General features: G+C 66.3%; 24 protein-coding genes. 22 read left to right on the top strand and 2 right to left on the bottom strand.

The features are described from left to right. Nucleotides 1-2: 2 nt before the first annotated feature. The 3 genes from ACWF5H_RS14005 to fdhA all read left to right on the top strand — a co-directional run bounded on the left by ACWF5H_RS14005 (nucleotide 3) and on the right by fdhA (nucleotide 3,270). Nucleotides 3-980: a glycosyltransferase gene (locus ACWF5H_RS14005; RefSeq protein ID WP_452037558.1), complete on the top strand. Its 978-nt coding sequence runs from the start codon at nucleotides 3-5 to the stop codon at nucleotides 978-980. Nucleotides 981-1,188: 208 nt separating this feature from the next. Further along, the gene (locus ACWF5H_RS14000; protein ID WP_452037557.1) at nucleotides 1,189-1,974 is read left to right on the top strand and encodes an MIP/aquaporin family protein; all 786 of its coding nucleotides are present in this window, start codon (nucleotides 1,189-1,191) and stop codon (nucleotides 1,972-1,974) included. A gap of 81 nt (nucleotides 1,975-2,055) precedes the next feature. Then, nucleotides 2,056-3,270 (top strand): formaldehyde dehydrogenase, glutathione-independent, encoded by a 1,215-nt coding sequence (gene fdhA, locus ACWF5H_RS13995; RefSeq protein WP_452037555.1) that lies wholly within the window; start codon nucleotides 2,056-2,058, stop codon nucleotides 3,268-3,270. A 68-nt stretch (nucleotides 3,271-3,338) separates the two neighbouring features. Here fdhA and ACWF5H_RS13990 read toward each other — a convergent pair whose 3' ends face one another. Further along, entirely contained in the window at nucleotides 3,339-5,156 is a 1,818-nt protein-coding gene (locus ACWF5H_RS13990) for an ABC transporter ATP-binding protein (RefSeq protein ID WP_452037554.1), read from the bottom strand. Between the two features lie 207 nt (nucleotides 5,157-5,363). Here ACWF5H_RS13990 and ACWF5H_RS13985 point away from each other — a divergent pair, with 207 nt between their 5' ends. The 7 genes from ACWF5H_RS13985 (at nucleotide 5,364) to ACWF5H_RS13955 (ending at nucleotide 10,148) form a co-directional block, all read left to right on the top strand. Beyond that, nucleotides 5,364-6,590, top strand: a complete 1,227-nt coding sequence (locus tag ACWF5H_RS13985) for a CpaF family protein (protein ID WP_452037553.1) — start codon at nucleotides 5,364-5,366, stop codon at nucleotides 6,588-6,590. Then, the gene (locus ACWF5H_RS13980; RefSeq protein WP_452037552.1) at nucleotides 6,587-7,444 is read left to right on the top strand and encodes a type II secretion system F family protein; all 858 of its coding nucleotides are present in this window, start codon (nucleotides 6,587-6,589) and stop codon (nucleotides 7,442-7,444) included. The genes ACWF5H_RS13985 and ACWF5H_RS13980 overlap by 4 nt, the downstream gene beginning before the upstream one ends. Further along, the gene (locus ACWF5H_RS13975; protein ID WP_452037551.1) at nucleotides 7,441-8,382 is read left to right on the top strand and encodes a type II secretion system F family protein; all 942 of its coding nucleotides are present in this window, start codon (nucleotides 7,441-7,443) and stop codon (nucleotides 8,380-8,382) included. The genes ACWF5H_RS13980 and ACWF5H_RS13975 overlap by 4 nt, the downstream gene beginning before the upstream one ends. 86 nt (nucleotides 8,383-8,468) lie before the next feature. Then, nucleotides 8,469-8,666 (top strand): hypothetical protein, encoded by a 198-nt coding sequence (locus ACWF5H_RS13970; protein WP_452037774.1) that lies wholly within the window; start codon nucleotides 8,469-8,471, stop codon nucleotides 8,664-8,666. Between the two features lie 37 nt (nucleotides 8,667-8,703). Continuing rightward, nucleotides 8,704-9,120 carry a TadE family protein gene (locus tag ACWF5H_RS13965; protein ID WP_452037773.1) on the top strand — a complete coding sequence of 139 codons (417 nt, stop codon included), beginning with the start codon at nucleotides 8,704-8,706 and terminating at the stop codon, nucleotides 9,118-9,120. A 39-nt stretch (nucleotides 9,121-9,159) separates the two neighbouring features. Then, entirely contained in the window at nucleotides 9,160-9,648 is a 489-nt protein-coding gene (locus ACWF5H_RS13960; protein ID WP_452037550.1) for a hypothetical protein, read from the top strand. 41 nt (nucleotides 9,649-9,689) lie between these two features. Beyond that, nucleotides 9,690-10,148, top strand: a complete 459-nt coding sequence (locus tag ACWF5H_RS13955) for a pilus assembly protein TadG-related protein (protein WP_452037549.1) — start codon at nucleotides 9,690-9,692, stop codon at nucleotides 10,146-10,148. A 53-nt stretch (nucleotides 10,149-10,201) separates the two neighbouring features. Here the strand turns inward: ACWF5H_RS13955 and ACWF5H_RS13950 are convergent, their stop codons facing one another. Then, a complete protein-coding gene (locus ACWF5H_RS13950; RefSeq protein WP_452037547.1) occupies nucleotides 10,202-11,506 on the bottom strand; it encodes a S8 family serine peptidase in 1,305 nt (434 codons plus the stop codon). Nucleotides 11,507-11,899: 393 nt separating this feature from the next. On the opposite strand from ACWF5H_RS13950, the gene prfB reads away from it, so the two are divergent. The 12 genes from prfB to ftsX all read left to right on the top strand — a co-directional run bounded on the left by prfB (nucleotide 11,900) and on the right by ftsX (nucleotide 23,970). Then, nucleotides 11,900-13,015 carry a peptide chain release factor 2 gene (gene prfB, locus ACWF5H_RS13945; protein WP_364648446.1) on the top strand — a complete coding sequence of 372 codons (1,116 nt, stop codon included), beginning with the start codon at nucleotides 11,900-11,902 and terminating at the stop codon, nucleotides 13,013-13,015. A gap of 262 nt (nucleotides 13,016-13,277) precedes the next feature. Next, the gene (locus ACWF5H_RS13940) at nucleotides 13,278-14,459 is read left to right on the top strand and encodes a substrate-binding domain-containing protein (RefSeq protein WP_452037545.1); all 1,182 of its coding nucleotides are present in this window, start codon (nucleotides 13,278-13,280) and stop codon (nucleotides 14,457-14,459) included. A 152-nt stretch (nucleotides 14,460-14,611) separates the two neighbouring features. Further along, nucleotides 14,612-15,376, top strand: coding sequence for an ABC transporter ATP-binding protein (locus ACWF5H_RS13935; RefSeq protein ID WP_241914959.1), 765 nt, complete (start codon nucleotides 14,612-14,614; stop codon nucleotides 15,374-15,376). Then, complete coding sequence (locus ACWF5H_RS13930) at nucleotides 15,373-16,266, top strand: ABC transporter ATP-binding protein (protein WP_452037544.1); 894 nt, start codon at nucleotides 15,373-15,375, stop codon at nucleotides 16,264-16,266. The genes ACWF5H_RS13935 and ACWF5H_RS13930 overlap by 4 nt, the downstream gene beginning before the upstream one ends. After that, the gene (locus ACWF5H_RS13925) at nucleotides 16,263-17,138 is read left to right on the top strand and encodes a branched-chain amino acid ABC transporter permease (RefSeq protein WP_127511396.1); all 876 of its coding nucleotides are present in this window, start codon (nucleotides 16,263-16,265) and stop codon (nucleotides 17,136-17,138) included. Before ACWF5H_RS13930 ends, ACWF5H_RS13925 begins: the two co-directional genes overlap by 4 nt. Next, nucleotides 17,135-18,346: a branched-chain amino acid ABC transporter permease gene (locus ACWF5H_RS13920; protein ID WP_452037543.1), complete on the top strand. Its 1,212-nt coding sequence runs from the start codon at nucleotides 17,135-17,137 to the stop codon at nucleotides 18,344-18,346. The genes ACWF5H_RS13925 and ACWF5H_RS13920 overlap by 4 nt, the downstream gene beginning before the upstream one ends. After that, nucleotides 18,343-19,950 carry a class I adenylate-forming enzyme family protein gene (locus ACWF5H_RS13915; RefSeq protein WP_452037542.1) on the top strand — a complete coding sequence of 536 codons (1,608 nt, stop codon included), beginning with the start codon at nucleotides 18,343-18,345 and terminating at the stop codon, nucleotides 19,948-19,950. Before ACWF5H_RS13920 ends, ACWF5H_RS13915 begins: the two co-directional genes overlap by 4 nt. Next, on the top strand, nucleotides 19,947-20,591 hold the full coding sequence (locus ACWF5H_RS13910) for a TetR/AcrR family transcriptional regulator (RefSeq protein WP_452037540.1): 645 nt from the start codon (nucleotides 19,947-19,949) through the stop codon (nucleotides 20,589-20,591). Before ACWF5H_RS13915 ends, ACWF5H_RS13910 begins: the two co-directional genes overlap by 4 nt. Then, the gene (locus tag ACWF5H_RS13905; protein WP_136784621.1) at nucleotides 20,584-21,336 is read left to right on the top strand and encodes a 3-hydroxybutyrate dehydrogenase; all 753 of its coding nucleotides are present in this window, start codon (nucleotides 20,584-20,586) and stop codon (nucleotides 21,334-21,336) included. Before ACWF5H_RS13910 ends, ACWF5H_RS13905 begins: the two co-directional genes overlap by 8 nt. Then, nucleotides 21,333-22,268 carry an alpha/beta fold hydrolase gene (locus ACWF5H_RS13900; RefSeq protein WP_452037539.1) on the top strand — a complete coding sequence of 312 codons (936 nt, stop codon included), beginning with the start codon at nucleotides 21,333-21,335 and terminating at the stop codon, nucleotides 22,266-22,268. Before ACWF5H_RS13905 ends, ACWF5H_RS13900 begins: the two co-directional genes overlap by 4 nt. An 89-nt stretch (nucleotides 22,269-22,357) precedes the next feature. Then, nucleotides 22,358-23,059: a cell division ATP-binding protein FtsE gene (ftsE, locus tag ACWF5H_RS13895; protein ID WP_136784619.1), complete on the top strand. Its 702-nt coding sequence runs from the start codon at nucleotides 22,358-22,360 to the stop codon at nucleotides 23,057-23,059. Then, the gene (ftsX, locus tag ACWF5H_RS13890) at nucleotides 23,056-23,970 is read left to right on the top strand and encodes a permease-like cell division protein FtsX (protein ID WP_127511402.1); all 915 of its coding nucleotides are present in this window, start codon (nucleotides 23,056-23,058) and stop codon (nucleotides 23,968-23,970) included. Before ftsE ends, ftsX begins: the two co-directional genes overlap by 4 nt. Nucleotides 23,971-24,017 lie beyond the last annotated feature (47 nt).

Below are 24,017 nucleotides of genomic sequence, written 5' to 3'. Positions count from 1 at the left end.
CAGTGGCCGCCGAACCGCGCGTCCTGCACATCTATGACGCGGCCGACGTCGGTGCCACCTTGGTCAAGTACGGCCGGCGCGAGGGGAAGCCGTGGCGGCACTTCAACGTGCTGCCGCCCGAGGGCACGCCAGGATCCGTGGCCGCCCGAGCCGGGAAGCTCGCCGCGGGTGCTGCCTGGCAGGCCCGGCGGGCCGCCGCCATCCTGCGCTCGGACCTGCTGCACGTGCATTCCGGCTCGCGGATCGGCGTGGTGCGGTCCCGCCCGGTCAAGCCGTTCCTTTTGCATTTCCACGGCACGGATATCCGCACTCAGTACTACGAACCCGCCCGCCAGCCCGCGCTGCAGTGGGGAGCCGACCATGCGGTGAAGGTCCTGTACTCCACCCCGGACCTGCGCGAACACGCCGAAGCCGCCCGGGCGGACGCGGCCTACCTGCCGAACCCGGTGGACCTGGAGGAATTGCCCGAGTGGCGTCCCGCCGCCCGCCCGCGCATCGTTTTCGCCTCCCGCTGGCATTCCTCGAAGGGCGGCCGGCAGCAGCTGGAGTTGGTGCGGGCGCTGCGGGCCGCCGTCGGGCCGGGCGTGGAACTGCAGGGGCTGGACTGGGGCGACGGGGCACCGCAGGCTGCGGAGCTCGGCGTAATCCTTGCGCCGAAGATGGCCAAGCCGGAATACCTGCGCTGGCTGGCGTCAGCGCACGTGGTGATCGGCCAGAGCGCCGGCATCCTGGCCATGAGCGAACTGCAGGCCATCGGCATCGGCGTTCCCGTCGTCATGCCGTTGGGCGAGGGGTACTACCAGTCGCCCCCGGTGCTGCAGGGGGACTCTGCCGAGACGCTGGCCGATGCGGCCGCCTCCGCCCTGGCTGACCCGGCCGGCACGACCGCCGCCTTGGACGCCCGAAGCTGGCTCCAAGAACACCACAATCCGGTCCGTTTGGTGGGCCGGCTGGCCGGAATCTACGCCGCCGCGGGATAATCTGCCGGGCCGCTCCGCAGGCCGCTGCAGGATAGTCCGCCTGGCCGCTGCAGCTGGGCTGAAGCAGCCGCAATCGTGATGGCTCTGGTTAAAGGATGCCATCCACCGCCCCTATTGACGCCCTTCCGAGGTCCCGCCTAGACTCGCTGAACTTCCAGCTCGTTCCATTTTCGTGACATTTCCTCGTATCTACATGAAATGGTGCAACATGACCCCCACCTTAATGCGGCGGCTTGCAGCCGAAGTGATCGGCACGGCAATACTGGTGACTTTCGGAGTCGGATCGGTGATCGCGGCGTTCACGGTCGGCTCCGGGGAGATCACCTATCCGGGCATTGGGTTTATCTCCCTGGCATTCGCCATTGCCATTGCGGTGGCCATCTATGCATTCCTGGCGGTTTCCGGTGCCCACATCAACCCGGCCGTGACCTTCGCACTGGCGGTGACCAGGCGCTTTTCCTGGGTAGAAGTGGTTCCCTACATCGTTGCCCAGCTGGTGGGAGCCACTATCGGGAGCCTGCTGCTGGTTGCGTCGTTCGGGGCGCGAGCGGTGGACTTTGGCGGAGGCGCGACCGCGCTGGGGCCGGACGTCTCGTACGGCCAAGGCATCGTTGCGGAGGCGGTGGGAACCTTCCTGCTCATGCTCTCGATCATGGCCGTTGCGGTGGACAAGCGGGCACCGAAGGGCTGGGCGGGCCTGATCATCGGGCTCGCTGTCGCCGGCGCCATTTTTGTGCTGGCTCCGCTGACCGGCGGGTCGCTCAACCCGGCCCGGACCTTCGGCCCCAACGTGGTGCAGTCCATCTTCGGCGGCGCGGTCGAGTGGTACCAGTACCCGCTGTACATCCTCGGTCCCTTCATCGGCAGCGTTGCCGCCGCCGTTGTCTACGACCTGGTGGTCCGCCCGCGCGAAGTCCCGGAAGGCGAGCCACGCGCCGACGACTTGTCAGTGTCGGCGGAGAAGGACAAGAAACCCGATTCCGACAAGGGATAGAAAACACGCAGAGAAATAACGCGGCTGCGCGGGCCCGTCGGCTTGAGCGCGGTTGAGGGATAAATACGAAAGGGAAAAACCATGACGGGAAATCGTGTAGTCGTCTACAAGGGCCCAGGGGAAGTTGCGGTTGAAACGATCGACTACCCCAAGCTGGAACTGCCGTCCGAAGTTGCCAGCAAAATGGGAATCCAGCAGAAGGCACCGCACGCCGCGATCCTCAAGCTGGTGGCGACCAATATCTGCGGCAGCGACCAGCACATGGTGCGCGGGCGCACCACCGCGCCGGTCGGCCAGTCGCTGGGCCATGAGATCACCGGGGAGGTGGTCGAGACCGGCGATGATGTGCTCTTCGTGAAGGAGGGCGATATCTGCTCGGTGCCCTTCAACATCGCCTGCGGCCGCTGCAGGATGTGCAACGAAGGCAAGACCGGCGTCTGTCTCAACGTGAACCCCGCCCGGCCCGGCGCAGCCTATGGCTATGTGGACATGGGCGGCTGGATCGGCGGCCAGGCCGAGTATGTGATGGTCCCTTACGCGGACTTCAACCTGCTCAAGTTCCCGGACCGGGACCAGGCGCTGGAGAAGATCCTGGACCTGACCATGCTCTCCGACATCTTCCCCACCGGTTATCACGGTGCGTACACCGCCGGCGTCACGACGGGATCCACGGTCTATGTCGCCGGGGCAGGTCCGGTGGGACTGGCCGCGGCCTTCTCCGCGCAGGTGCTGGGCGCCGCGGCGGTCATCGTCGGCGACATGAATGCCGACCGGTTGAAGCAAGCCGCTAGCTTCGGTTGCGAGACCATCGACCTGAGCAAGGAAGGCTCGCTGACAGACAAGATCGAGCAGATCCTCGGCGTCCCGCTGGTCGATGCCGCCGTGGACGCGGTAGGTTTCGAAGCCCGCGGGCACGGAGCCAATGCCGGGGAGGCGCCGGCCACGGTGCTGAACGACATCATGAGTGTGACCCAGGTGGGCGGTGCCCTGGGCATCCCCGGCCTGTACGTCACTGGAGACCCGGGCGCCGTCGATGAGAACGCCAAGGTCGGCCAGATCGGCGTGCAACTGGGCACCGGCTGGGCGAAGTCGCTCTCGTTCACCACCGGGCAGTGCCCGGTGAAGCGGTACAACCGCAAGCTGATGAACCTGATCCTCAGCGGCAAGGCCGACATTTCCAAGGCCGTGAACGCCACCAGCATCAGTCTGGACGACGCGCCGAAGGGCTATCGGGAATTCGACCAGGGCGCGGCCAAGAAGTACGTGATCGATCCGCACGGGATGGTCCCCGCGTAGGACGGCTGTCCAGACAAACAGTGGTGGCTGCGCCCAGGTCCGGTACCTGGGCGCAGCCGCCGCCGTCCTTACCGGCGTTCGTCCACCGGCTTCTCGGTCTTTCCCAGTCCCGCCAGCGCAGCCTGTTCGGCGAAGTCGGGGACGCTGGCCACCACCTCGTCGAAGGTACCGGCGGCCGCCACCGTGCCGCCGCGCATAAAGAACACAATGTCCGCGTCCCGGATGGTGGCCAGGCGGTGCGCCACGGTGATGACGGTGACGTCGCCGTGCAGCTGCCGGATCGCCGTCGTTACTGCCGCCTCGGTGGCGGTGTCGAGGGCGGAGGTGGCCTCGTCCATGACCAGCACCCGGGGATTGTCATAGAGCGCGCGGGCAATGCCGAGGCGCTGACGCTGTCCGCCGGAGAGGGCCATGCCGCGCTCACCCACCAAGGCGTCCAGCCCGCCGTCGCGCTGCATCACGGTGTCCAGCAGCTGCGCACGGCGCAGGGCGATGGTCACGCGTTCCGGGTCCACCCGGGCCGTGTCCCACGCCAGGGCGACGTTCTGAGCGATCGACGCGTCGAAGAGCGAGACTTCCTGCGGCACGTAGCCGATGCGCCGGCGCCAGGAGTCCAGCACGAACTCCATCGGTTCGCCACCGACCATAACGTGTCCGTGGCTGGGCTCCAGCAGCCCCAGCAGCAGGTCCACCATGGTCGATTTGCCAGCGCCGGACGCACCGACGAAGGCCACGTGGCTGCCGGCCGGAATCCTGATGTTCACGTTGTGGAGGGCAGGAGCCGCCGCAGCGGGATAGCTGAAGGCGACGTCCCGGAGCTCAATGTCCGCGGCGTTGTCCGGCAGTTCGTGCTGCGGACGTTCATCCCGCTGCCGGTGCATTTCGGCTTCGCCCTCGTGGATGTCTTCGACGATCTGCCGGGCAAAGGAAGCGCTGGTGTTCACCGAGGACTGCACCGCCTGCATGCGCGTCAGCGACGGGATCAAGCGGAAACCCGCGACAGCGAACAGGCCGACGGCGCTGACCGCTCCGGCCGGTCCGCCGGTGAGGTAGCCCACGCCGCCGAGCAGCGCGAAACCGAGGACCAGGGCGGTCTCCAGCACGTAGCGCGGGATCTGAGAGATCTGGATGGCGCCTGCGCGCGCTTTCGAGGACTTGGTCCGGGTGCCGTGCACCTGTTCCTGCACCTCGGGTCCGCGGCCGGCCAGCGTGATTTCCTTGAGCGCTCCCAGCGCCTCGTACAGGGTCTTGGCCGTCCGGTTGGACCATTCGCGGTTCTCCCGGCCAATCGCTACGGCGCGGGGAGAAATCACCTTCGCCAGCAGCAGCGCCACCAGGCCCAGATAGATCATGGTCACCACCGCTATCAGCGGCTGCGCCACAAAAAGCACGACGACGACCGCCGCCAATGTGCCCAACTCGCCGAACAGACTCATCGCCGGCATCAGCACCCCGGAGACCGTGATTCCGACGCCCACATCCACGGACCGGACGATCTCGGCGGAGTTGCGGCCCAGCCGCTTCTCCCACGGCGAGGCCAGATACGCGGCAAACAGGCGGTCGCCGATGGCTACCTCGTGCCGGGCGAAGCGCTTGGTGGCGAACCGCAGCAGCAGCACCGCCAAGATCCCCTTGAGCACAATCAGGAGGCAGATGAAGGTCAGGATCGGCAGCGCCATCCCGTTTTCGGTGACGTTGCCCACGACCGGAAGCTCGGCTTCGGAGCTCCCGACCAGTGCCGGCAGCAGCGCGGCAATTAAACCCAGCGCCACAACGTCCAGCAGGGCGAGCGCCGCGGACGCCGCGCCGTAGCCAGTCAGGAAGCGCCGGCTGCCGGCCGGCAAGGTACGCAACAGCGGCACGAGGACGTCGAAGATGCTTTTCATACTGCCCCTCAGCCTATTGCATCGCGCCTTTATCACCCGCGACAGCTTCTGACCAGTGGCAGTTGAAAGTTGGGACCGGTTTTCCACAATCCGCCAGTTGGGGCTAGCCCGCCAGAAGAATGGTCGCCTAGGGTTCAGTGCAAGCAGCTGCCCGCCGGTCTCAAACTCCGCGGGACGGTTGCGCCTGGGGGTTGAAAAGGGGGAAGGATGGATGCCGTCCGGATCGTCGAGGGTGAGGTCCGCGAGCTGATCCGCCAACGCGGATTGGACCCTGCCCGCCAAGGCCCGGAAGTCCGACGCCTTGTTGAGGCAGCAGTGACCGACTATGACGAGCGGTCTTTGCTGGGATCCCTGCCGCCCTTGGGGCAACTGGACCAAGCCCGCAAATACATTTTTGATGCCGTGGCGGGATTCGGGCCATTGCAGCCGCTGCTGGACGATCCCTCGATTGAAGAGATCTGGATCAACTCGCCGTCGGAAGTATACGTAGCCAGAAGCGGAGAGTCTGAGCTGACATCGGTGACACTCACGGAACAACAGGTGCGCGACCTCGTCGAGCGGATGCTCAAGTCCTCCGGCCGCCGTTTGGACTTGTCCTCGCCCTTTGTCGATGCTGCCCTGCCGGATGGGTCACGCCTGCATGTGGTCATTCCGGACATCACCCGGCAGCACTGGTCCGTCAACATCAGGAAGTTCATCGCCCGCGCTTCCCGGTTGGAGCACTTGGTTGAACTGGGATCGCTGACGCCGGAGGCATCCAGGTTCCTCGGGGCGGCAGTCAGCAGCGGACTGAACATCCTTGTCTCTGGAGCTACCCAGGCCGGGAAGACAACGTTGCTCAATTGCTTGGCGGCCGCGATTGGCAGCCGGGAGCGCGTGGTCACGGTCGAGGAAATATTCGAATTGCAACTGCCTCTCCGCGACGTTGTAGGACTCCAATGCCGGCAGCCCAACCTCGAAGGCGAAGGAGCCATACCGCTGCGGCGCTTGGTCAAAGAGGCCCTGCGGATGAGGCCCGACCGGTTGATAGTGGGAGAGGTCAGGGAAGCAGAAAGCCTGGACATGCTCGTGGCACTTAACAGCGGGTTGCCTGGCATGTGCACCGTCCATGCAAATAGCGCTCACGACGCAATTACCAAGATTTGTACGCTGCCACTGCTGGCGGGCCAGAACATCTCGTCAGCCTTCGTGGTTCCAACGGTGGCCTCGTGCATCGACCTGGTGGTCCATTGTTCCCGCCGGCCTGACGGAAGGAGACAGGTGGTGGAGATTGTCTCGCTGGGCCGTCGAGTGGAAAACGGCATTATCGAGACGTCCACAGTTTTCAACCGGCAGAATGGCCAGCTGGAGGTCAGTCCCTCCGCGAGCCCGGCGGAAGAAAAATTTGTGCGCGCTGGGTACGAAGTGATGCAACTGCTGGAGCCTGTGTCATGACGGCGGCGGCGGGACTCGTTGGCGGCGTCGGCTTGTTCATGATCTGGTGGTCATGTTGGGAAAAACCGCCGGTCAGCCCCACCCGGCAGAAGCGGCTTAGCCGGCTCCAGCTCGTGATCAATCAGGCCGGTATTGAAAAGGTGTCTTCGAAGGCGCTCCTGGCCAGCTGCGTGGGCATGGCAGCGGCTACTTTCCTCATCGTTTTTGCCCTGACCGGGTCGGGCCCGATCGCCGCGTGTTTCGGCTTGTTCGGAGGCTGGCTCCCGCTCGTCCTTGTTCGCTGGAGGGCGCGCCGCCGTACTGCCGCCCTACGCGAAATCTGGCCGGACGTCGTCGACCATCTTCGGTCGGCGATCCGGGCCGGGCTGTCCCTGCCCGAGGCACTGGTCCAGCTGGGAACACGTGGACCGGTGGAGTTGCGGCCGGCCTTCAGCGCGTTCGCCACAGACTATCGCGCAGGAGGGCATTTCGACGACGCATTGGAACGGCTCAAAGCCCGGCTTTCGGATCCCGTGGCTGATCGGATCGTTGAGGCGCTACGTATGACGCGTGAGGTTGGTGGCACCGACTTGGGCAGGTTGCTCGGAACCTTGGCGGACTTTCTTCGCGACAGCGCACGGACCCGCAGCGAACTCGAGGCACGCCAGTCGTGGACGGTCAACGCCGCCCGGCTGGCCGTCGCTGCGCCCTGGATCATCTTGATGCTGCTGGCCACGAGGCCCGAAGCGGTAGCGGCCTACAACACCGCGCCTGGGGCCGCCGTCCTGCTGGGCGGACTAGTCGTGTCGCTGGTGTGCTATCGCCTCATGCTGCGCATCGGATCGCTCCCCGAAGAGGAGCGGGTACTCCGATGAACCACTTGGGGGCAGTGACTGTGCTGATCGGCATTGCCCTGGGAGTGGGTCTGTGGCTGACGGCCACGCGGTTGCCGTTCTTCCGGCCAACGAGATTTTCCGATCGGATCGCGCCGCAACTGAAGGCGATCGAGATGAAATCGCGGTTGCTGGACAGCGGCCCGGGAAATCTCACGCCGTTCGGCCCCTTGGAACGGATTTTCCGGCCGGTGCTTCGTGATTCGGTCGCTTGGCTGGGGACATTCAACTTCGGTTCGACCTTGTTGTCGAAGCGTTTGCTGCAGGCCGGACGCAAGCAAAGCACGGTCGATTTTCGCGCCGAGCAATTGCTGTGGGCGGTGGCAGGGTTCCTCATCGGCATCGCGTGGATGATTACGACGGCGGCAGGAGGCTCGCTGGATCCGGTCCTTGCAGTGATCCTGACCATTGGGCTGGCCACTGGCGGGTTCATGCTCCGGGACTACCTCTTGACAGCCCAGATACAGCGCCGCGAGGCAAAGATGCTGGCGGAATTCCCGAGCTTGGCGGAGTTGATGGCACTGGCAGTCAGTGCAGGGGAAAGCGCGACCGGTGCACTGGAGAGAATCTGTCGCAGCGCTCACGGCGAACTGGCGCAGGAATTTGCGGTGGTTCTTGCACAGACCCGCTCGGGTACACCGGTGTTGACGGCGTTGCAGGAGTTTTCACACCGGACGCGTTTGCCGGCGCTGGTGCGCTTCGTTGATGGAATCACGGTTGCTGTTGAACGGGGGACCCCGCTTGCGGATGTTCTGCGGGCCCAAGCGCAGGACGTGCGCGATATGGCGAAACGCAATCTGATGGAGTCGGCCGGGAAGAAGGAAATCGGCATGATGGTGCCGCTGGTTTTCGGTGTCTTACCGCTGACGGTGTTGTTTGCCGTGTATCCGGGGATTGCGCTGATCAATCTCGGATGGTGAAGCACAGAAGGAAGCCTTATGAGCCAAGTCGCAAACCGGGAAGGAAAGAGGATATGACGGAACTATCGCTCAGGGTCGTTGCCACGATGTCGCTGGTGTGGAGCGGAGGGCTGGATCGCTTGCGAAGGTCGGTTCGGTCCGCGGATGGCGAACGCGGAGACGTCCCGGGGTGGGTGATGATCACGCTAATGTCGGCGGTCCTCGTGGCAGGCATCTTGGCTCTGGCCAAACCGGCTTTGGAAGGGCTGTTCAATGACGCAATTGGTCGCGTGACGCAGCCCTGACGTGGGACAGCGTCCGTGGGTTCGCCGGTTGCGGCCGTTGTCCGAACTGTCCGCCGGCTCTGGCCCCGGCCAGGACCGGAGCGGCTCAACCGATCGTGGTTCGGCAAACGTGGACTTCGTGTTGGTCGGCGGAGTCCTCACCCTGATATTTGTCTCAATTATGCAGTTGACGCTCATCCTGCACGTCCGCAACACACTGATTGACGCCGCAGGGTCCGGTGCCCGGTACGGAACCTTGGCCGATCGTGGGGCGGCCGACGCGCAGGAGCGGACAGAGGCCTTGATCTCGGCTGCGCTGACCGGCGAATATGCGCAAGACGTGCACGTGGAGGAGGTCCTCCGGTCAGGCGTACCCACGTTGCGGGTCACGGTCCGAGCCCCACTGCCTGCGCTTGGGCTGATCGGCCCGGCCGGTGCCTTGGAAGTTGACGGACATGCGGCGTTTCCACGCTGACCGCACAGCGGGTGGACGGCCGCGGGAAGGAGTCGTCGAGTGAGTGCCCAAGCCCGGACCGATCGACAACGCTCGATGATGCGCCTGCGTCAGCGCCTGCGGGAATGCTTGGACGACGGTCTGGGAGGGGAAGCGGGGAGTGCGGTCGTTGAGTTCGTCTTCCTTGGAACGTTGCTCTTGGTGCCGACGGTTTATTTCGTGATCTCCGTCTCCCAGGTCCAGGCCGCCTCCTTTGCGGTGGTGAATGCGGCCGACCAAGCTGCGAAAGTGTACGCCGGGTCCGACGATGCCACAGCGGGAAGTCAGGCAGCGCATCAGGCGGCGCTCTTCGCCGGAGGAGACTTCGGCATTGGCTCAGATCAACTGGATGTCAAGATCAGCTGCGGCAACGGTGCGTGCTTGGAAGCCGGCTCGTCGGTCACGGCGGAAGTATCGATTTCGGTCCCGCTGCCGCTGCTCGGTGGCACTGGGCTGAGCATGGCGACCGTGAGCTCCTCGGCAACGCAAATCGTGGAACGGTTCGGATGATGGTCGAGGGACCCGCGAACACCCGAATTGCGCGTGGCCTTGTGCGGACCAGTAACCAGCAGGGGAGGAGCGACGAAGGCGGCCAGGTACTGGTTCTGCTCATCGGCTTCGTCTTATTGAGCCTGCTGATCCTGACAGTGGTGATGGGTGCATCCACCGTCTACGTCGAAAGGAAAAAGCTGCTATCCGTCGCAGACGGGGCAGCGTTGGCAGCCGCAGATACGTTCGCTTTGGCCGACGTCGAGGCTGGCTCGGGTGCTCCCGTGCCTTCATTGGACGGCGGATCCGTGCGGGGATCGGTCCTGCGCTACTTGTCAGAGACGGACGCCTACGCGAGATTCGACCAGTTGGCGGTTGGCGGCGGCACCGGCTCCCCGGAACGACGCACGGCGCACGTCGAGCTGAGCGCGGTGGTCCGGCCTCCGGTGGTCAATTTCCTGATCCCGGCAGGCATTCCGGTGACGGTCTCCAGCGACGCACGCTCAAAACTCAGGCGCTGACCTCCACTCGGGTCAACGGAAGGGCCAGACGGTATCGCACCGTGTTGAGGCGCCTAGTCGCACAGCGCGGTGGTGGTGAGGTAACCGTAGTATTTGCCGGAAGCCGGTCGGAGCGGGTCACCGTCGAACCCGTACTGGCTGTTGTCGTTGTTGTAGGCCTCGACGGACGCGAGGAATTGCTTCATCACGGACGACCCATCGCCTTGGCACATCCCGCTATAGATGCATCGGACCACCGAGCCGGCGACCACCGGACTGGCAAAGCTGGTGCCGTGGGCGGTGTTGTACAGGCCTCCCGGGTAGGTGGAGGTGATGCAGACTCCGGGGGCGGCAATGGTGTGCTGCTGGTCTGCAGCTTGGACCGCGAAGTTGGAGAAGTTGGCAAACTCGTCGTCGGCGCTGGGCACGGACCCTCCGCTACAGAGCGGCGTTTCCTTGCCGCCGGGTAGGCCGTCGTAGTCCGCCATGGCCGTGGCGGTGAGCACCTCGTCATAGGTGGCCGGGATGGTGGTGGCGAAGTCCGTCCCCGCATTGCCGGCGGCCACCGTCCAGGTAACTCCCTCCGCGACTCCCTGGCAAATCATTTTGTGCAGGGGATCGGACCCGTTGCCGCAATTTCCCTGATCTTGACCGGGGCCGCCGATGCTGATGTTGGCAACCTGGATGTCGTTCTGTTCGTCCTGATCCGTGCGGGTCGAGACCACCCAGTCGGCGGCGCAGAGCAGTGCAGCCTCTGAGATGGTGCCGGCGTCCGTCATCACCCGGACGGACCAGAGCGGGGCTCCATACGCGGTGCCGATGACGCCAAAGGTGTTGTTCCTCGCCGCAAGAACTCCAGCAACCATCGTTCCGTGGCCGTAATGGTCCACCGGGATGACCTCCACAGCAGTGCCTGCCGAGCAGTCCACGCCGCCGCGGACGTTCAGGTCCGGATGGGTGCTATCGATTCCGGTATCGATCACGGCGGTGTTGACCGCAATCTCCTGGCCGTCCTCGGCTGCCTCTTCAGGGGTGCCTCCGACCCGCAGCCACCAAGCGGGCAGAGATCCAGCGCTCGCGGTGTCGACAACGTCGTCGTCCGCGTCTTCTGCCAAAGTGAAGGCCCGCTCGGGCGCAACGAAATCAACGGTCGGATCGGCACCGAGCCGGGCCGCCTCCGAGTCCGTCATGGTCCCCGAATAGCCCTTGAGCGCGTGTTCGTAGGTGCTTGAGAGCGTAAACCCGTATTCCTTCCCCTGCGCCGTGGCGGTGGAATCGACGTTGGTCACGCTGTCCTTGAGAACGACGGTGTAATCGCTTTCGTCCGCGGCGGCTGCGGGTCCGGATCCGGCAACGATGGTTGCGGCGGCCAGAATCACCGCGCTGAAGGCACCCAGAATTCTTCGTAAACTCTTCGGATGTGGCGCGTGGCCGCCGTGCCGGCTTCCGGGCTTGTGCCGCTGTCGCCGGGCGTGACCCGGGCCGTGACTTTGACTGGACATTGCAGCCTCCCCACAAGGTGGAATGTAAATCAGGATGCCCTCGTCCCCGTGTGCAGTGCGTGAACATCCTGCACGTCCGCACTCCCAAAGGTTATTGCAAGCTCCGCCCCGGTGCTAGAGGCAGCCGGAAAGCACCGGCAGGTTTTACTGCCAGAGCCGCCCACCACGTACGCCGGGAAGGCATGCCGACCGGGCCGCAGGAGCCGCAAGGGCGCAGTCCTGACCGGCCGGGGGAGAGGAGTTCCCACCATGGCGTACGCTTGGAGAACCATGGCTGAGATCGACTTTCCCGCTGAAATCCGCGCTTTGCGCGCCACGTACGAATCCATCGAAGCAGTCTCCGATGTGGAGAGAATCCGCAAGGATATCGCCGAGCTGAGCGAGCAAGCAGGCGTGCCGGATCTGTGGGACGACCCGGCCGCGGCGCAGAAGATCACCTCCAAACTGTCGCACCGCCAGAGCGAACTGGAACGGCTGGAGAAGCTCGCCGCACGGATCGACGATCTGGAGGTCCTGGTGGAGCTGGGCCAGGATGCCGGCGACGAGGACTCCATGACCGAGGCCGCGAGTGAACTGACCTCGCTCAAAAAAGCGCTGTCTGAACTCGAAGTCGTCACTTTGCTGTCCGGGGAGTACGACGAACGCGAGGCCGTGGTGACCATCCGCTCCGGCGCCGGCGGCGTTGACGCCGCGGACTTTGCGGAAATGCTGATGCGCATGTACCTGCGCTGGGCCGAGCGCCATGGCTACGCGACGCAGGTGCTGGACACGTCCTACGCCGAAGAGGCCGGACTGAAGTCGGCCACCTTCGAAGTCAAGGCACCGTTCGCCTTCGGCACGCTCTCGGTGGAGGCAGGCACCCACCGACTGGTGCGGATCAGCCCGTTCGACAACCAGGGCCGCCGGCAGACCTCGTTCGCCGCCGTCGAGGTTATCCCGCTGATTGAACAGACCGACTCGATCGACATTCCGGACAACGAGATCAAGGTGGACGTGTTCCGCTCCTCAGGCCCGGGCGGTCAGTCGGTGAACACCACCGACTCCGCGGTCCGGCTGACCCACATTCCCACCGGGATTGTGGTCTCGATGCAGAACGAGAAGTCGCAGATCCAGAACCGCGCCGCCGCGTTGCGCGTGCTGCAGTCCCGGCTGCTGCTCTTGAAGAAGGAGCAGCAGGACGCGGAGAAGAAGGCGCTTGCCGGCGACGTCAAGGCGTCCTGGGGCGACCAGATGCGCTCCTACGTGCTGAACCCCTACCAAATGGTCAAGGACCTGCGCACCGAACACGAGGTCGGGAACACCGGTGCGGTGCTGGACGGCGAGATCGACGACTTCATCGACGCCGGCATTCGGTGGCGAGCCAACAGCCGCAACGCGGAAAACTAACTTCTCAGGCTGCACGAAGCCCGGTCGCTCCCTCGGGAGCGGCCGGGCTTTTCGTCGTCCGGAGGAGCTCTGCAACCGAATCGTGACCTGGCACCGGGGCGCTGATGTTGACACTGCTGTGAGGCGGGCCATAGATTTACTGTAATCTGAATCACCTTTCAGGTTTGGGTGACCCGACCATCAGGTTCAGACAGTTCCAGATTTCTCCTCAGCAGATTCTTCAACGAAAGGCATCGGAGTGAAGGCAACAAAGAAGTTCCTGATGGCCGCAGCATTGGCCACCGGACTTGCCGTGAGCGCATGCGCTCCCACCACCGGCGGCGAGACCGCCGGTGCGGCCGGCGAGGCCAGCAGCGCGCCCGAGAGCATCAACGTGGGCATCGTCTATTCCGAATCCGGTCCGCTCGCCGCTTACGGCGCGGCCTACTACCAGGGCCTGCAGGCAGGCATTGACTACGCCACCGAGGGCACCGGCGAGGTCAACGGCACCAAGCTGAACCTGACCTACCATGACGACGGCGGCGATCCCGACAAGGCGGTCAACGTTGCCAAGGACCTGATCGGCAAGGACTACAAGATCCTGGCCGGCACGGTGGTGTCCGGCATCGCGCTCAAGCTCGCCGAGCAGGCCGAGCAGAACAAGGTGCTGTACATTTCCGGCCCGGCCGCCACCGACGCGCTGCAGGGCATCAACGACTACACCTTCCGTTCCGGCCGGCAGAGCCTGCAGGACGTGGCCACCGCGGGAACCTTCGTCGACGACCTCAAGGGCAAGAAGGTCGTGGTGTTCGGCCAGGACAACGCGTTCGGCCAAGGCAACCTCGCCGCCGTCAAGGCCGTGCTCGGCGAGCAGGGCGCCGAGGTCGATGACGTCCTGGTGCCCGAAGACGCCACCGAGTTCACGCCGTTCGCCCGCCAGCTGATCGACGCGAAGCCGGATCTGGTCTTCGTTGCCTGGGCCGGCGCCACGTCGGGATCCATGTGGCAGGCACTGAGCCAGCAGGGCGCGTTCGACGCCGCTCCGATCGTGACCGGTCTGGGCGACGCCGCCACCTTCGGTGCCTACGGCCCCGCCTCGGACAAGATCAGCTTCCTGAACCACTACTTCCCCGGCGCTGCCGGCAACGACGTGGAGAAGGCCATGATCGAAAGCGTCGAGGCCGAGGGCAAGAAGGCGGACCTGTTCACCCCGGACGGCTTTGTTGCCGGCCAGATGATCGTCCAGGCCGTCAAGGAAGGCGGCACCGACGTCGACGCCATGGTGACCGCGCTGGAGGGCTACACCTTCGACGGCCCCAAGGGCGAGACGACCGTCCGCGCCTCCGACCACGCGCTGCTGCAGGACATGTACCAGGCCAAGCTCGTGGAACAGGGCAGCGACTGGGCGCCCGAGCTGATCAAGGCGATCCCGGCCGACGAAGTAGCTCCGCCGGAAGCCAAGTAACCGAAGCCCAGTAGCCGGAGCCGCGCAACGCCGCTCCGGCTACCGGTACCGCAGGTCCAGGGGCGCCGCCCGACCCACTCGGTGGGCGGCGGTCCTGGCCGCGGACCGTCCCGGCAACCACCACGGTCCGTGACCGCACAGAAAGTGACATGATGACCTCCCCAGATCAGCCCGCGCTCTTGGTGCAGGGCCTCGGCCTGCAGATCGGCGGCGCCCGCATCCTCGAGGATGTCGGATTCTCCGTGGCCACCGGCGAAATGGTCGGCGTGATCGGACCCAACGGTGCCGGCAAGACCACCTTGTTCAATCTCATCTCCGGCGTGCTCAAGCCGACCGAAGGGTCCGTTCAGCTCGACGGCGCCGACGTCACCTCGGCGTCGATCCATCACCGGGCACGGGCCGGGCTGGGCAGGACCTTCCAGACCTCAAGCCTGTTTCCGCGTCTGAGCGTGCTGGAAAACGTCCGGCTGGCAGCGCAGGCCGCCCTGGGCGGCAGCCTCTCGGTTTTCCGGTTCCCCTCGCGGACGGATTCCGCAACGTCCGTCGCGCAGCAGAACGTGGCCGAGGTCGGGCTGGAGGACAAGCTGCACACCGCGGCCGGAGACCTCTCGCACGGCGACAAGCGCAAGGTGGAGATCGCCATGCTGCTGGCCGGCGATCCCGCCGTCATCCTGCTGGACGAACCGATGGCCGGGGTGGCCTCCGGCGACGTCCCCGGACTGAGCGCGATCATCCGCCGGATGCACCGCGACCGCGGCTGCACTGTAATGATGGTGGAGCACCACATGGATGTGGTCCTCGGGCTGGTGGACCGCGTGGCGGTCATGCACCACGGCAAGCTGCTGGCCATTGACACCCCGGACGCGGTGATGGCCAATCCCACCGTCCAGAGCGCCTACTTGGGAGAACCCGTATGAGCCAGCACCCTCAGCCCGGCGCGGACGCAGCGCACGCCGGGGCCACCGGCTCCTCGGCCCAGGCCACCACCGTGCAAGCGGCGGCAGCGCAGGCCGGCGCCCAGGCCCGGCCGGTGCTGGAAATTTCCGGCCTCACCGCCCACATAGCCGGCCAGCAGGTGGTGGAGGACGTCAGCTTCTCCGTCCCGGCCACCGGCATCACCGCCCTGCTGGGACGCAACGGGGTGGGCAAGACCAGCACCATCAAGGCCGTCATCGGCCTGATCTCGCGGACCGGCAGCGTCACGCTGGACGGGGAACGGATCGATAAGGAACCCACCTTCAAGATCATCCGCCGCGGCGTCGGCTACGTGCCGGAGGACCGGGAGGTCTTCTCCAAGCTGACCGTGGCGGAGAACCTGCGGCTGGCCGAACGGGACGCCTCCCCGCGCCGCCAACTGGTGGAGGAACTCTTCCCCGACCTGCTCAAGCGCGCCTCGCAGATGGCCGGCACGCTCTCCGGCGGGCAGCAGCAGATGGTCTCGCTGGCGCGGGCGCTGCTGAACGAGAACAAGCTGCTGCTGATCGACGAACCCACCAAGGGCCTGGCGCCCAAGATCGTGCAGGAAGTCGCCGAGACGCTGGAGCGGGCCGCGGAAACGGTGCCGATCCTGTTGGTGGAGCAGAACCTGCAGGTGGTCCGCCAGTTGGCCGGGGGAGCGGTAGTGCTCTCCGGCGGCAGGGTGGTCCACACCACCAGCAGCGCGCTGGATTTCCTGGACAACGAAGACCTGACCCAGCGGCTGCTGGGCGTCCACGCCGACGCGGGGCACGGCGAAGACGCCGACGCGGGGCACGGCGAAGACGCCGCCGCCAACACCCAGACCGACCGGAACGGAGCGCAGAAGTGAGTACCATCGTCTTGCTGACCGTCACCGGCCTGGGGCTGGGCGCGCTCTACTTCCTGGTGGCCTCCGGGCTGAGCCTGATCTACGGCCTGATGGGCGTGCTGAACTTCGCGCACGGCTCCTTCCTGACCCTGGGCGCGTTCGCCGGCTGGGAATTCGCCCGCCGCGCCGGCGCCGACAACTGGTGGACCTTCCTCGGCTCGCTCCTGGTCGGCGCGGTGGTGGGTGCACTGTTCGCCGCGTTCACCGAATTCGTGCTGATCCGCAAGCTTTACGAGCGGCATATCGAACAGGTTCTGGTCACCGTCGGCCTCTCACTGGCATCGGTCGCGCTGTTCGACGGGATCTGGGGCACCGACACGATCCACATCTCCGGACCGGAATGGTTCCGCGAGACCACCGGCATCCTCGGGGCGCAGATCTCGAACGACCGGTTCGTGGCGATCATCGCCGCGGTGCTCGTGCTGCTGGGCCTGGTGTTCTTCCTCAAGCGCACCCGCTACGGCATGATCATCCGCGCCGGCGTGGAAAGCCGCTCCATGGTGACCGCGCTGGGCATCGACGTCCGCAAAGCCTTCACGCTGGTCTTCGCCATCGGCGGCGCCGCGGCCGGCCTGGGCGGCGTGCTCGCCAGCCACTACTTCCAGTACGTCTCGCCGCTGCTGGGCGGTTCGCTGCTGATCTTCGCCTTCATCGTCACCGTGATCGGCGGCTTGGGTTCGCTCACCGGCGCGGCCATCGCGTCCGTGGTGGTGGCGCTGCTACAGCAGTTCGCCAACTTCTACCTCAATGGCACCGGGGATTTCGTCGTCGTCGTGGCCCTGGCCCTTGTCCTGCTCTTCCGGCCCTCCGGCCTGCTCGGGAGGAAATCATGACCACCAGCAAGACCGACCCGCAGTCCGAGGCGCAGCCGGCAGTTGCCGGCAGTTCCGCAGGCCAGGGCGAGACGGACGCCGCAGCCGCGGGGCGGCGGAAAGCCAAGCACGACGGCGCTGCTGCCGCCGGCGGCCGCAGCCTGCTCAAGTGGGGGCTCGGCGGAGCGGGCGTGGTGCTGCTGGCCCTGCTGCCGCTGCTGAACCTGTCCCTGCCGGGCGTGCTGCCCGGGCCCACCTACACGCCGGGTTCGCTGCAGCTGCTCGCCATGTGCATGCTGATGGCCGCGGCGGCGCTCAGCTACCACCTGCTGCTGGGCGTGACCGGGCTGCTTTCCTTCGGCCACGCGCTCTACTTCGGTGCCGGCGTGTACGGGCTCGGCGTCATCCTGGATACCTTCGACATCCCGCTGTTGCCGGCCATGGGCCTGACGCTGCTGCTGGTGATCGTGCTGGCCCACGTGGTGGGTGCGGTGGGGCTGCGCGTGACCGGCATCCCGTTCGCCATGGTGACCTTGGCCTTCGCCGAGGCCGGCCACGTGCTGGTGGGCCGCAACCCCGGCCAGGCCACCGGCGGCGAAGAGGGCCTGACCCTGGCCACCGAGAACCTGCCCGAGGCCCTGCTGGGCGTGGCCAACACCCGCAACCTGTACTGGCTGGCGCTGATTGTGCTGCTGGTGGTCTTCGCCGTGGTGACCTGGGTGCAGTACAGCCGGGCCGGCCATGTGGCCGCGGCCGTGCGGGAGAACGAACTCCGGGTGCGGGTGATCGGCCTGCAGCCGTACCTGATCAAGCTGCTGGTCTTCGTGGTGGGCGGCGTGCTGGCCTCGGCCGTGGGCATGGTGTACCTGCTGCTGCAGTCCGGGGCCGTCCCACGCAGCCTCTCCGCCGACTTCACCATCACCTTGCTGGTCATGGTGGTTCTCGGCGGCGTGGGCTCGCGCTGGGGCGCGATCATCGGCGGCGTGTTCTACACGCTGCTGGACCAGCGGCTCACCGCGCTGGCCCAGTCGGAGGCCATTGCCGGGCTGCCGGACATCCTGCGGATTCCGCTCTCCGAGCCGCTGTTCATCCTCGGTACACTGTTCATTCTGGTGGTCCTCTTCCTGCCCGGCGGCATCACCGGAGCGGTGCACAGGGCCACCCTCAGCCGCGGCCAGCGCCGCCAGGCAGCCGCCCGGCAGCGCCAAGCACTGGAGAATGCCGAGTGAATCAGCAGCACAACCAGCAGGACGGGCTCCATACCCTGGGCCGCTGGACAGCGGACCGCGCCGTGTCCACACCGGACCGGGTGGCGATCGATGACCGCGGGGTAGTCCTGCGCTACCGCGAGCTCGACGCCCGGGCCGATGCCCTGGCCGGCCGGCTGCTCGCCGCCGGCTACGGGGTGGGGGACCGGATCGCCACCCTGACCGGCAACTCCGCCGACCACGTGGTGCTGTTCTTCGCCTGCGCCAAGGCCGGTCTGGTCCTGGTGCCGCTGTCCTGGCGCCTGTCGCCGCGGGAGATCGCCGAGCAGCTGCAGTTGGCCGACCCGGCGCTGCTGCTGGTGGAGCACGAATTCGACGCGCTCGCCGCGGCCGCCGCCGCGATGCTGCCGCTGCCGCCCTGCACCGCCGCGCTCGGGCCCTCGGGGGTGGAGCGGCAGGTGCCGCACCCCACCCGGCGGGCGGCAGGGAACGTCCTCGACGCCGCGGTGCAGCGGGAAGTGCGCGACGACGATGCCCTCCTGATGATTTTCACGTCCGGCACCGAGGGGCAGAGCAAGGCCGCCATCCTCACGCACGCCAACTGTTTCTGGACCAACCTCTCGCTCTCGCGGACCATGGAGCTGTCCAGCTCCGACGTGGTACTGGCGGCCCTGCCGCAGTTCCACGTGGGCGGCTGGAACATCCAGCCGCTGCTGGCGTGGTGGACCGGTGCCACGGTGGTGCTGGAACGGACGTTTGATGCCGGCCGGGTGCTGCAGCTGATCGCCGAACGCAAGGTCACCACTATGATGGGCGTTCCCGCCCAATACGCCATGCTGGCCGAGCACCCGGACTTCGCCTCCGCCGACCTGTCCCGGCTGCAGCACGCCATTGTCGGCGGGGCATCCATGCCGGCACCGCTGCTGCGCATCTGGCACAAGCGGGGCGTGGCACTGAGCCAGGGCTATGGGCTGACCGAAGCGTCGCCGAATGTGCTCTGCCTGCCCAACGAGGATGCCGCGTCCATGATCGGCTACGCGGGCAAGCCCTACCCGCACGTCAGCGTGGCGGTAGCGGACCCGGCCACCGGCGAGATCCTCGCCGGCGAAGCCACCGGCGAGCTGCTGGTCTCGGGTCCGGGCGTCTTCGCCGGCTACTTCCGCAATCCGGAGGCAACGGCGGCAGCGCTCGCCGGCGGCTGGCTGCGCACCGGGGACCTGGTGGAACGCACGGCTGACGGCTTCTACCGGATCGTGGACCGGATCAAGGACCTGTATATCTCCGGCGGCGAAAACGTGGCGCCGGCGCAGGTGGAGCAGACCCTGCTGTCGCATCCCGCGGTAGCGGAGGCCGCCGTCGTCGGGGTCCCCGACCCACGCTGGGGGGAGACGGGCCTGGCCTACGTGGTGGTCCGGCCGGGCCAAATCACTGACGCCGAAGAGCTGGCCGAGCACTGCAAGGCTCAGCTGGCCTCCTTCAAGGTCCCCGGGCGTTTCGACTTTGTGCCAACCTTGCCGCGGACGGCCTTGAACAAGGTGGCCCGGGGACGGCTGCGGCAGGCCGCCGTCCGGCCCGGGCAGTCCGCATGGACCGCAGCAGCTGCGGGATCGGAGCAGGAATCATGAGTGCCGCACCACGCACCGCCCGGGGCACTCGGACCCGCGCCAAGCTGCTGGCCGCGGCGGAAACCGTGTTCGCTTCGGTGGGCTACCATGACGCCTCGATCGTGAAGATCACCGAGCAGGCCGACGTCGGCCTGGGCACGTTCTACCTCTACTTCCAGGGCAAGCAGGCCATCTTCGACGAAGTGGTCGAGGACCTCAATCGGCGGGTGCGCCACGCGATGACCGAGGCGGCCAAGTCGGCCGGCAACCGGCTGGAAGCCGAGCGCGCCGGGTTCAAGGCGTTCTTCCGCTTCACCGCGGAGCACCCCGCGCTCTACCGGATTGTCCGGCAGGCCGAGTTCGTCTCGCCGGGCGCACTGCGGATGCACTACACCCGCATCGTCAACGGCTACATCGAGGGGCTGAAGTCGGCGCAGGCCACCGGCGAAGTCCGGCCGATGGACCCGGATGTAGCGGCCTGGGCGCTGATGGGCATTGGCGAGCTGATCGGCATGCGCTGGGTGCTCTGGGAGGACGACGCCGGTGCGCAGCCCGTTCCGCGGGAAGTGCCCGATCATGTTTTTGAAGAAATGATGCAGTTTATCGAGCGGGCCCTGGCGCCCGGACAACCGCACGGGACGGAAGGACACCCCCATGGCTGAACAGACTCTGACAGGCCGCAGCGCCGTGGTCACAGGCGGGGCCAGCGGCATCGGTGAAGCCTGTGCCCGGGCCCTCGCGGAGCGCGGCGCCAAAGTCACCGTGGCGGACCTGGACGGCGCCGCCGCCGAACGCGTGGCGCAGGAGATCGGCGGCGTCCCGTGGCAAGTGGACCTCAGCGACACCCGGGCACTGGAAACGGCGACGGTGGACACTGACATCCTGGTCAACAACGCCGGCATCCAGCGGATTAACCCGATCGAGGAATTCGCGCCGGAGGACTTCAGGCTGATGCTGCGCCTGATGCTGGAGTCCCCGTTCCTGCTGATCCGCGCGGCGCTGCCGGGCATGTACCAGCGCGGCTTCGGCCGAATCATCAACATCTCCTCGGTGCACGGGCTGCGGGCGTCGGCCTACAAATCCGCGTACGTCTCGGCCAAGCACGGCCTCGAAGGTCTCTCCAAGGTCACGGCACTGGAGGGCGGCGCGCACGGCGTGACCAGCAACTGCATCAATCCCGGCTACGTGAAGACGCCGCTGGTGGAGAAACAGATTGCGGACCAGGCCCGGCTGCACCAACTGCCGGAGGAGGAAGTGGTGGCCCAGGTGATGCTCACCGAAAGCGCCGTCAAACGCCTGACCGAACCGCACGAGGTGGCCTCGCTGGCCTGCTGGCTGGCCAGCGCCGACGCCGGCATGGTCACCGGCGCGTCCTACACGATGGATGGCGGATGGTCCAGCCGATGAGCGCTGAGCCGACAGCCCTGCCCTATTCAACGCTGGACGTTCCGGTCCGCGGCGGCACCCTGCGCACCGGCGTGTGGGGGCCGCAGGATCCGACGGCGCCCGCCGTGCTGGCCGTGCACGGGGTGACCGCGTCGCACCGCACCTGGGGCCTGCTGGCGCAGGAGCTCGACGGCGTGCGGCTGATCGCCCCGGACCTGCGCGGCCGTGGCCGCAGCAACCAGCTGCCCGGACCGTTTGGCATGGCGGCCCACGCCGATGACCTCGCCGCGGTGATGGCGGCACACCGGGTGGGCAGCACCGTCGTCGTCGGTCATTCCATGGGGGCGTTCGCCTCCGTGGTGCTGGCGCGGCGGCATCCGGAACTGGTGCGGTCGTTGGTGCTGGTGGACGGCGGGCTGCCGCTGCAGGTGCCCGCCGGTCTCAGCGACGAGGAAGTCATCCAGTCCGTGCTGGGGCCCGCGGCCGAACGGCTGGCGGCAACCTTCCCCAGCCGGGAAGCCTACCGGGACTTCTGGCGCGCGCACCCGGCCTTCGCCGACCACTGGAACGCACTGGTGGAGGACTACGTGGACTACGACCTCTCCGGCGAACCGCCGCTGCTGCGGCCGTCGACCAACTACCAGGCGATGGCGCGCGACACCGCGGACCTGAACGGCGGGGCGTCCCTGATGGACGCGCTGGAGTCGCTGGCCGTGCCGGCCGTGCTGCTGCGCGCGCCGCGCGGCCTGCTGAACGAAGACGCGGGCCTGTACACGCCCGGCTATGTGGACCAGTGGGCCCGCCGGCTGCCCGCGCTGCAGGCCAGCGACGTGCCCGGGACGAACCACTACACCATCGTGATGGACAGCCCGGGCGCCGCCGCGGTGGCCGAAGCCGTGCGCCAAGCCGTGGGTTCGCTGGTGAAACGACACACCCGGACTGCTGCAGGCTAAACCCAAGACTGCGTGCTTATAGTCGAGAGGCTGAGGTTTCTTCCCCCAAGCACAGGCCCTCGTCCTCGGCACTGAGGCACAAAGTAGTCATGATTCGATTCGATAACGTCACGAAGATCTACGATCAGAACTCGCGTCCTGCCCTGGACAGGATCAGCCTGGAGATTGACCGCGGGGACTTCGCGTTCTTGGTCGGCTCCTCCGGGTCCGGAAAATCAACGTTCATCCGGCTGGTTCTGAAAGAAGACCGTGCCACCCGCGGCGCCGTGTACGTCGCCGGCCAGAATGTGGCCAACATTCCCAGCTGGCGCGTGCCCAAACTGCGCCGCGGCATCGGCGTGGTGTTCCAGGACTTCCGGCTATTGCCCAACAAGACGGTGTTCGCAAACGTGGCGTTTGCCATGCAGGTGATCGGACGCAGCCGTGCCGTGATCCGCGAGACGGTGCCCGAAGTACTCAAGACGGTGGGCCTGGAGGGCAAAGACCACCGCATGCCGCACGAACTCTCCGGCGGCGAGCAGCAGCGCGTTGCCATTGCCCGGGCCGTGGTGAACAAGCCCGGGATCCTGCTGGCCGACGAACCCACGGGCAACCTGGATCCGACCACCTCGATGGGCATCATGAAGGTGCTGGACCGGATTAACCAGAACGGCACCACAGTGGTGATGGCCACGCATGACGACGTGATCGTGAACGAGATGCGCAAGCGCGTGATCGAACTGCGCGACGGCGTGCTGGTGCGTGACCAGGCCGAAGGCATCTACCTGGGCGAGCCGGAGGAGGCCAAATGAGACTGGCTTTTATCCTCGGTGAAATCGGTTCCGGCCTGCGCCGGAATCTGTCCATGGTGGTCTCCGTGGTACTGGTGACGTTCATTTCGCTCACCTTCGTGGGAGCCGCCGGCATGCTGCAGATGCAGATCAACCAGATGAAGGGCTACTGGTACGACAAGGTCCAGGTGGCCGTCTTCCTGTGTGTTGACACCTCGACGGCGGCCAGCTGTGCGTCCGGCCCGGTGACTGATGAACAGCGCGCCGAGATCGAGGCAACGCTGACCAGTCCGGCGGTGGAGCAGTACGTGGACACCTACCTGTATGAATCGCAGGAGGACGCGCTGGGCCACTTCCGCGACCAGTTCGCGAATTCGCCGATTGTTGATTCGGTGACCGCCGACCAGCTGCCGGAGTCCTTCCGCATCTCCCTGGTGGATCCGCAGAAGTACGAGGTCATCAACGAAATCTTCTCCTCGCTGCCCGGCGTGGAGGTGGTGGTGGACCAGCGCGAAATCCTGGAAAAGGTCTTCAACGTCATGAACATCGCCTCGCTGGTGGCGGTGGGCATCGCCGTCATCATGATTGTCTGCGCCATCCTGCTGATCGCCACCACCATCAGGCTCTCGGCCTTCAGCCGCCGCCGGGAAACCGGCATTATGCGCCTGGTCGGGGCCTCGAAGGCGGTGATCCAGCTCCCGTTCGTGCTGGAAGGCGTGATCGCGGCCGTGGTCGGGGCCTTGCTGGCCTCGGTCACCCTGTGGGCCGTGGCGCACTTCTTCATCGGCGACTGGCTGGCCAGCCAATACCCGGATACCGCATTCATTTCCTCCAACACCATGCTGGTCATCGGCCCCGCGCTGGTGCTGCTGGGGGCTGTCCTTGCAGGAATATCGTCCCTCCTGACCCTGCGCCGCTACTTGAAGGTCTAGAATCATGAAACGTGAGCAGAACTTGACATTGGGGAGCCAGGCTGTGA

Source organism: Arthrobacter sp. NPDC055138 (assembly GCF_053607305.1).
Note: the sequence above shows the minus strand (reverse complement) of the source record. Positions and strands in the feature narration are given on the sequence as shown.

Coding starts and splice junctions, on each gene's coding strand:
- ftsE (WP_136784619.1), top strand. CDS start 22,358: ATGATTCGATTCGATAACGTCACGAAGATCTACGATCAGAACTCGCGT.
- ACWF5H_RS13970 (WP_452037774.1), top strand. CDS start 8,469: ATGTCGCTGGTGTGGAGCGGAGGGCTGGATCGCTTGCGAAGGTCGGTT.
- prfB (WP_364648446.1), top strand. CDS start 11,900: ATGGCTGAGATCGACTTTCCCGCTGAAATCCGCGCTTTGCGCGCCACG.
- ACWF5H_RS13990 (WP_452037554.1), bottom strand. CDS start 5,156: ATGAAAAGCATCTTCGACGTCCTCGTGCCGCTGTTGCGTACCTTGCCG.
- ACWF5H_RS13975 (WP_452037551.1), top strand. CDS start 7,441: ATGAACCACTTGGGGGCAGTGACTGTGCTGATCGGCATTGCCCTGGGA.
- ACWF5H_RS14000 (WP_452037557.1), top strand. CDS start 1,189: ATGACCCCCACCTTAATGCGGCGGCTTGCAGCCGAAGTGATCGGCACG.
- fdhA (WP_452037555.1), top strand. CDS start 2,056: ATGACGGGAAATCGTGTAGTCGTCTACAAGGGCCCAGGGGAAGTTGCG.
- ACWF5H_RS13905 (WP_136784621.1), top strand. CDS start 20,584: ATGGCTGAACAGACTCTGACAGGCCGCAGCGCCGTGGTCACAGGCGGG.
- ACWF5H_RS13910 (WP_452037540.1), top strand. CDS start 19,947: ATGAGTGCCGCACCACGCACCGCCCGGGGCACTCGGACCCGCGCCAAG.
- ACWF5H_RS13900 (WP_452037539.1), top strand. CDS start 21,333: ATGAGCGCTGAGCCGACAGCCCTGCCCTATTCAACGCTGGACGTTCCG.
- ACWF5H_RS13940 (WP_452037545.1), top strand. CDS start 13,278: ATGGCCGCAGCATTGGCCACCGGACTTGCCGTGAGCGCATGCGCTCCC.
- ACWF5H_RS13930 (WP_452037544.1), top strand. CDS start 15,373: ATGAGCCAGCACCCTCAGCCCGGCGCGGACGCAGCGCACGCCGGGGCC.
- ACWF5H_RS13935 (WP_241914959.1), top strand. CDS start 14,612: ATGACCTCCCCAGATCAGCCCGCGCTCTTGGTGCAGGGCCTCGGCCTG.
- ACWF5H_RS13980 (WP_452037552.1), top strand. CDS start 6,587: ATGACGGCGGCGGCGGGACTCGTTGGCGGCGTCGGCTTGTTCATGATC.
- ftsX (WP_127511402.1), top strand. CDS start 23,056: ATGAGACTGGCTTTTATCCTCGGTGAAATCGGTTCCGGCCTGCGCCGG.
- ACWF5H_RS13985 (WP_452037553.1), top strand. CDS start 5,364: ATGGATGCCGTCCGGATCGTCGAGGGTGAGGTCCGCGAGCTGATCCGC.
- ACWF5H_RS13920 (WP_452037543.1), top strand. CDS start 17,135: ATGACCACCAGCAAGACCGACCCGCAGTCCGAGGCGCAGCCGGCAGTT.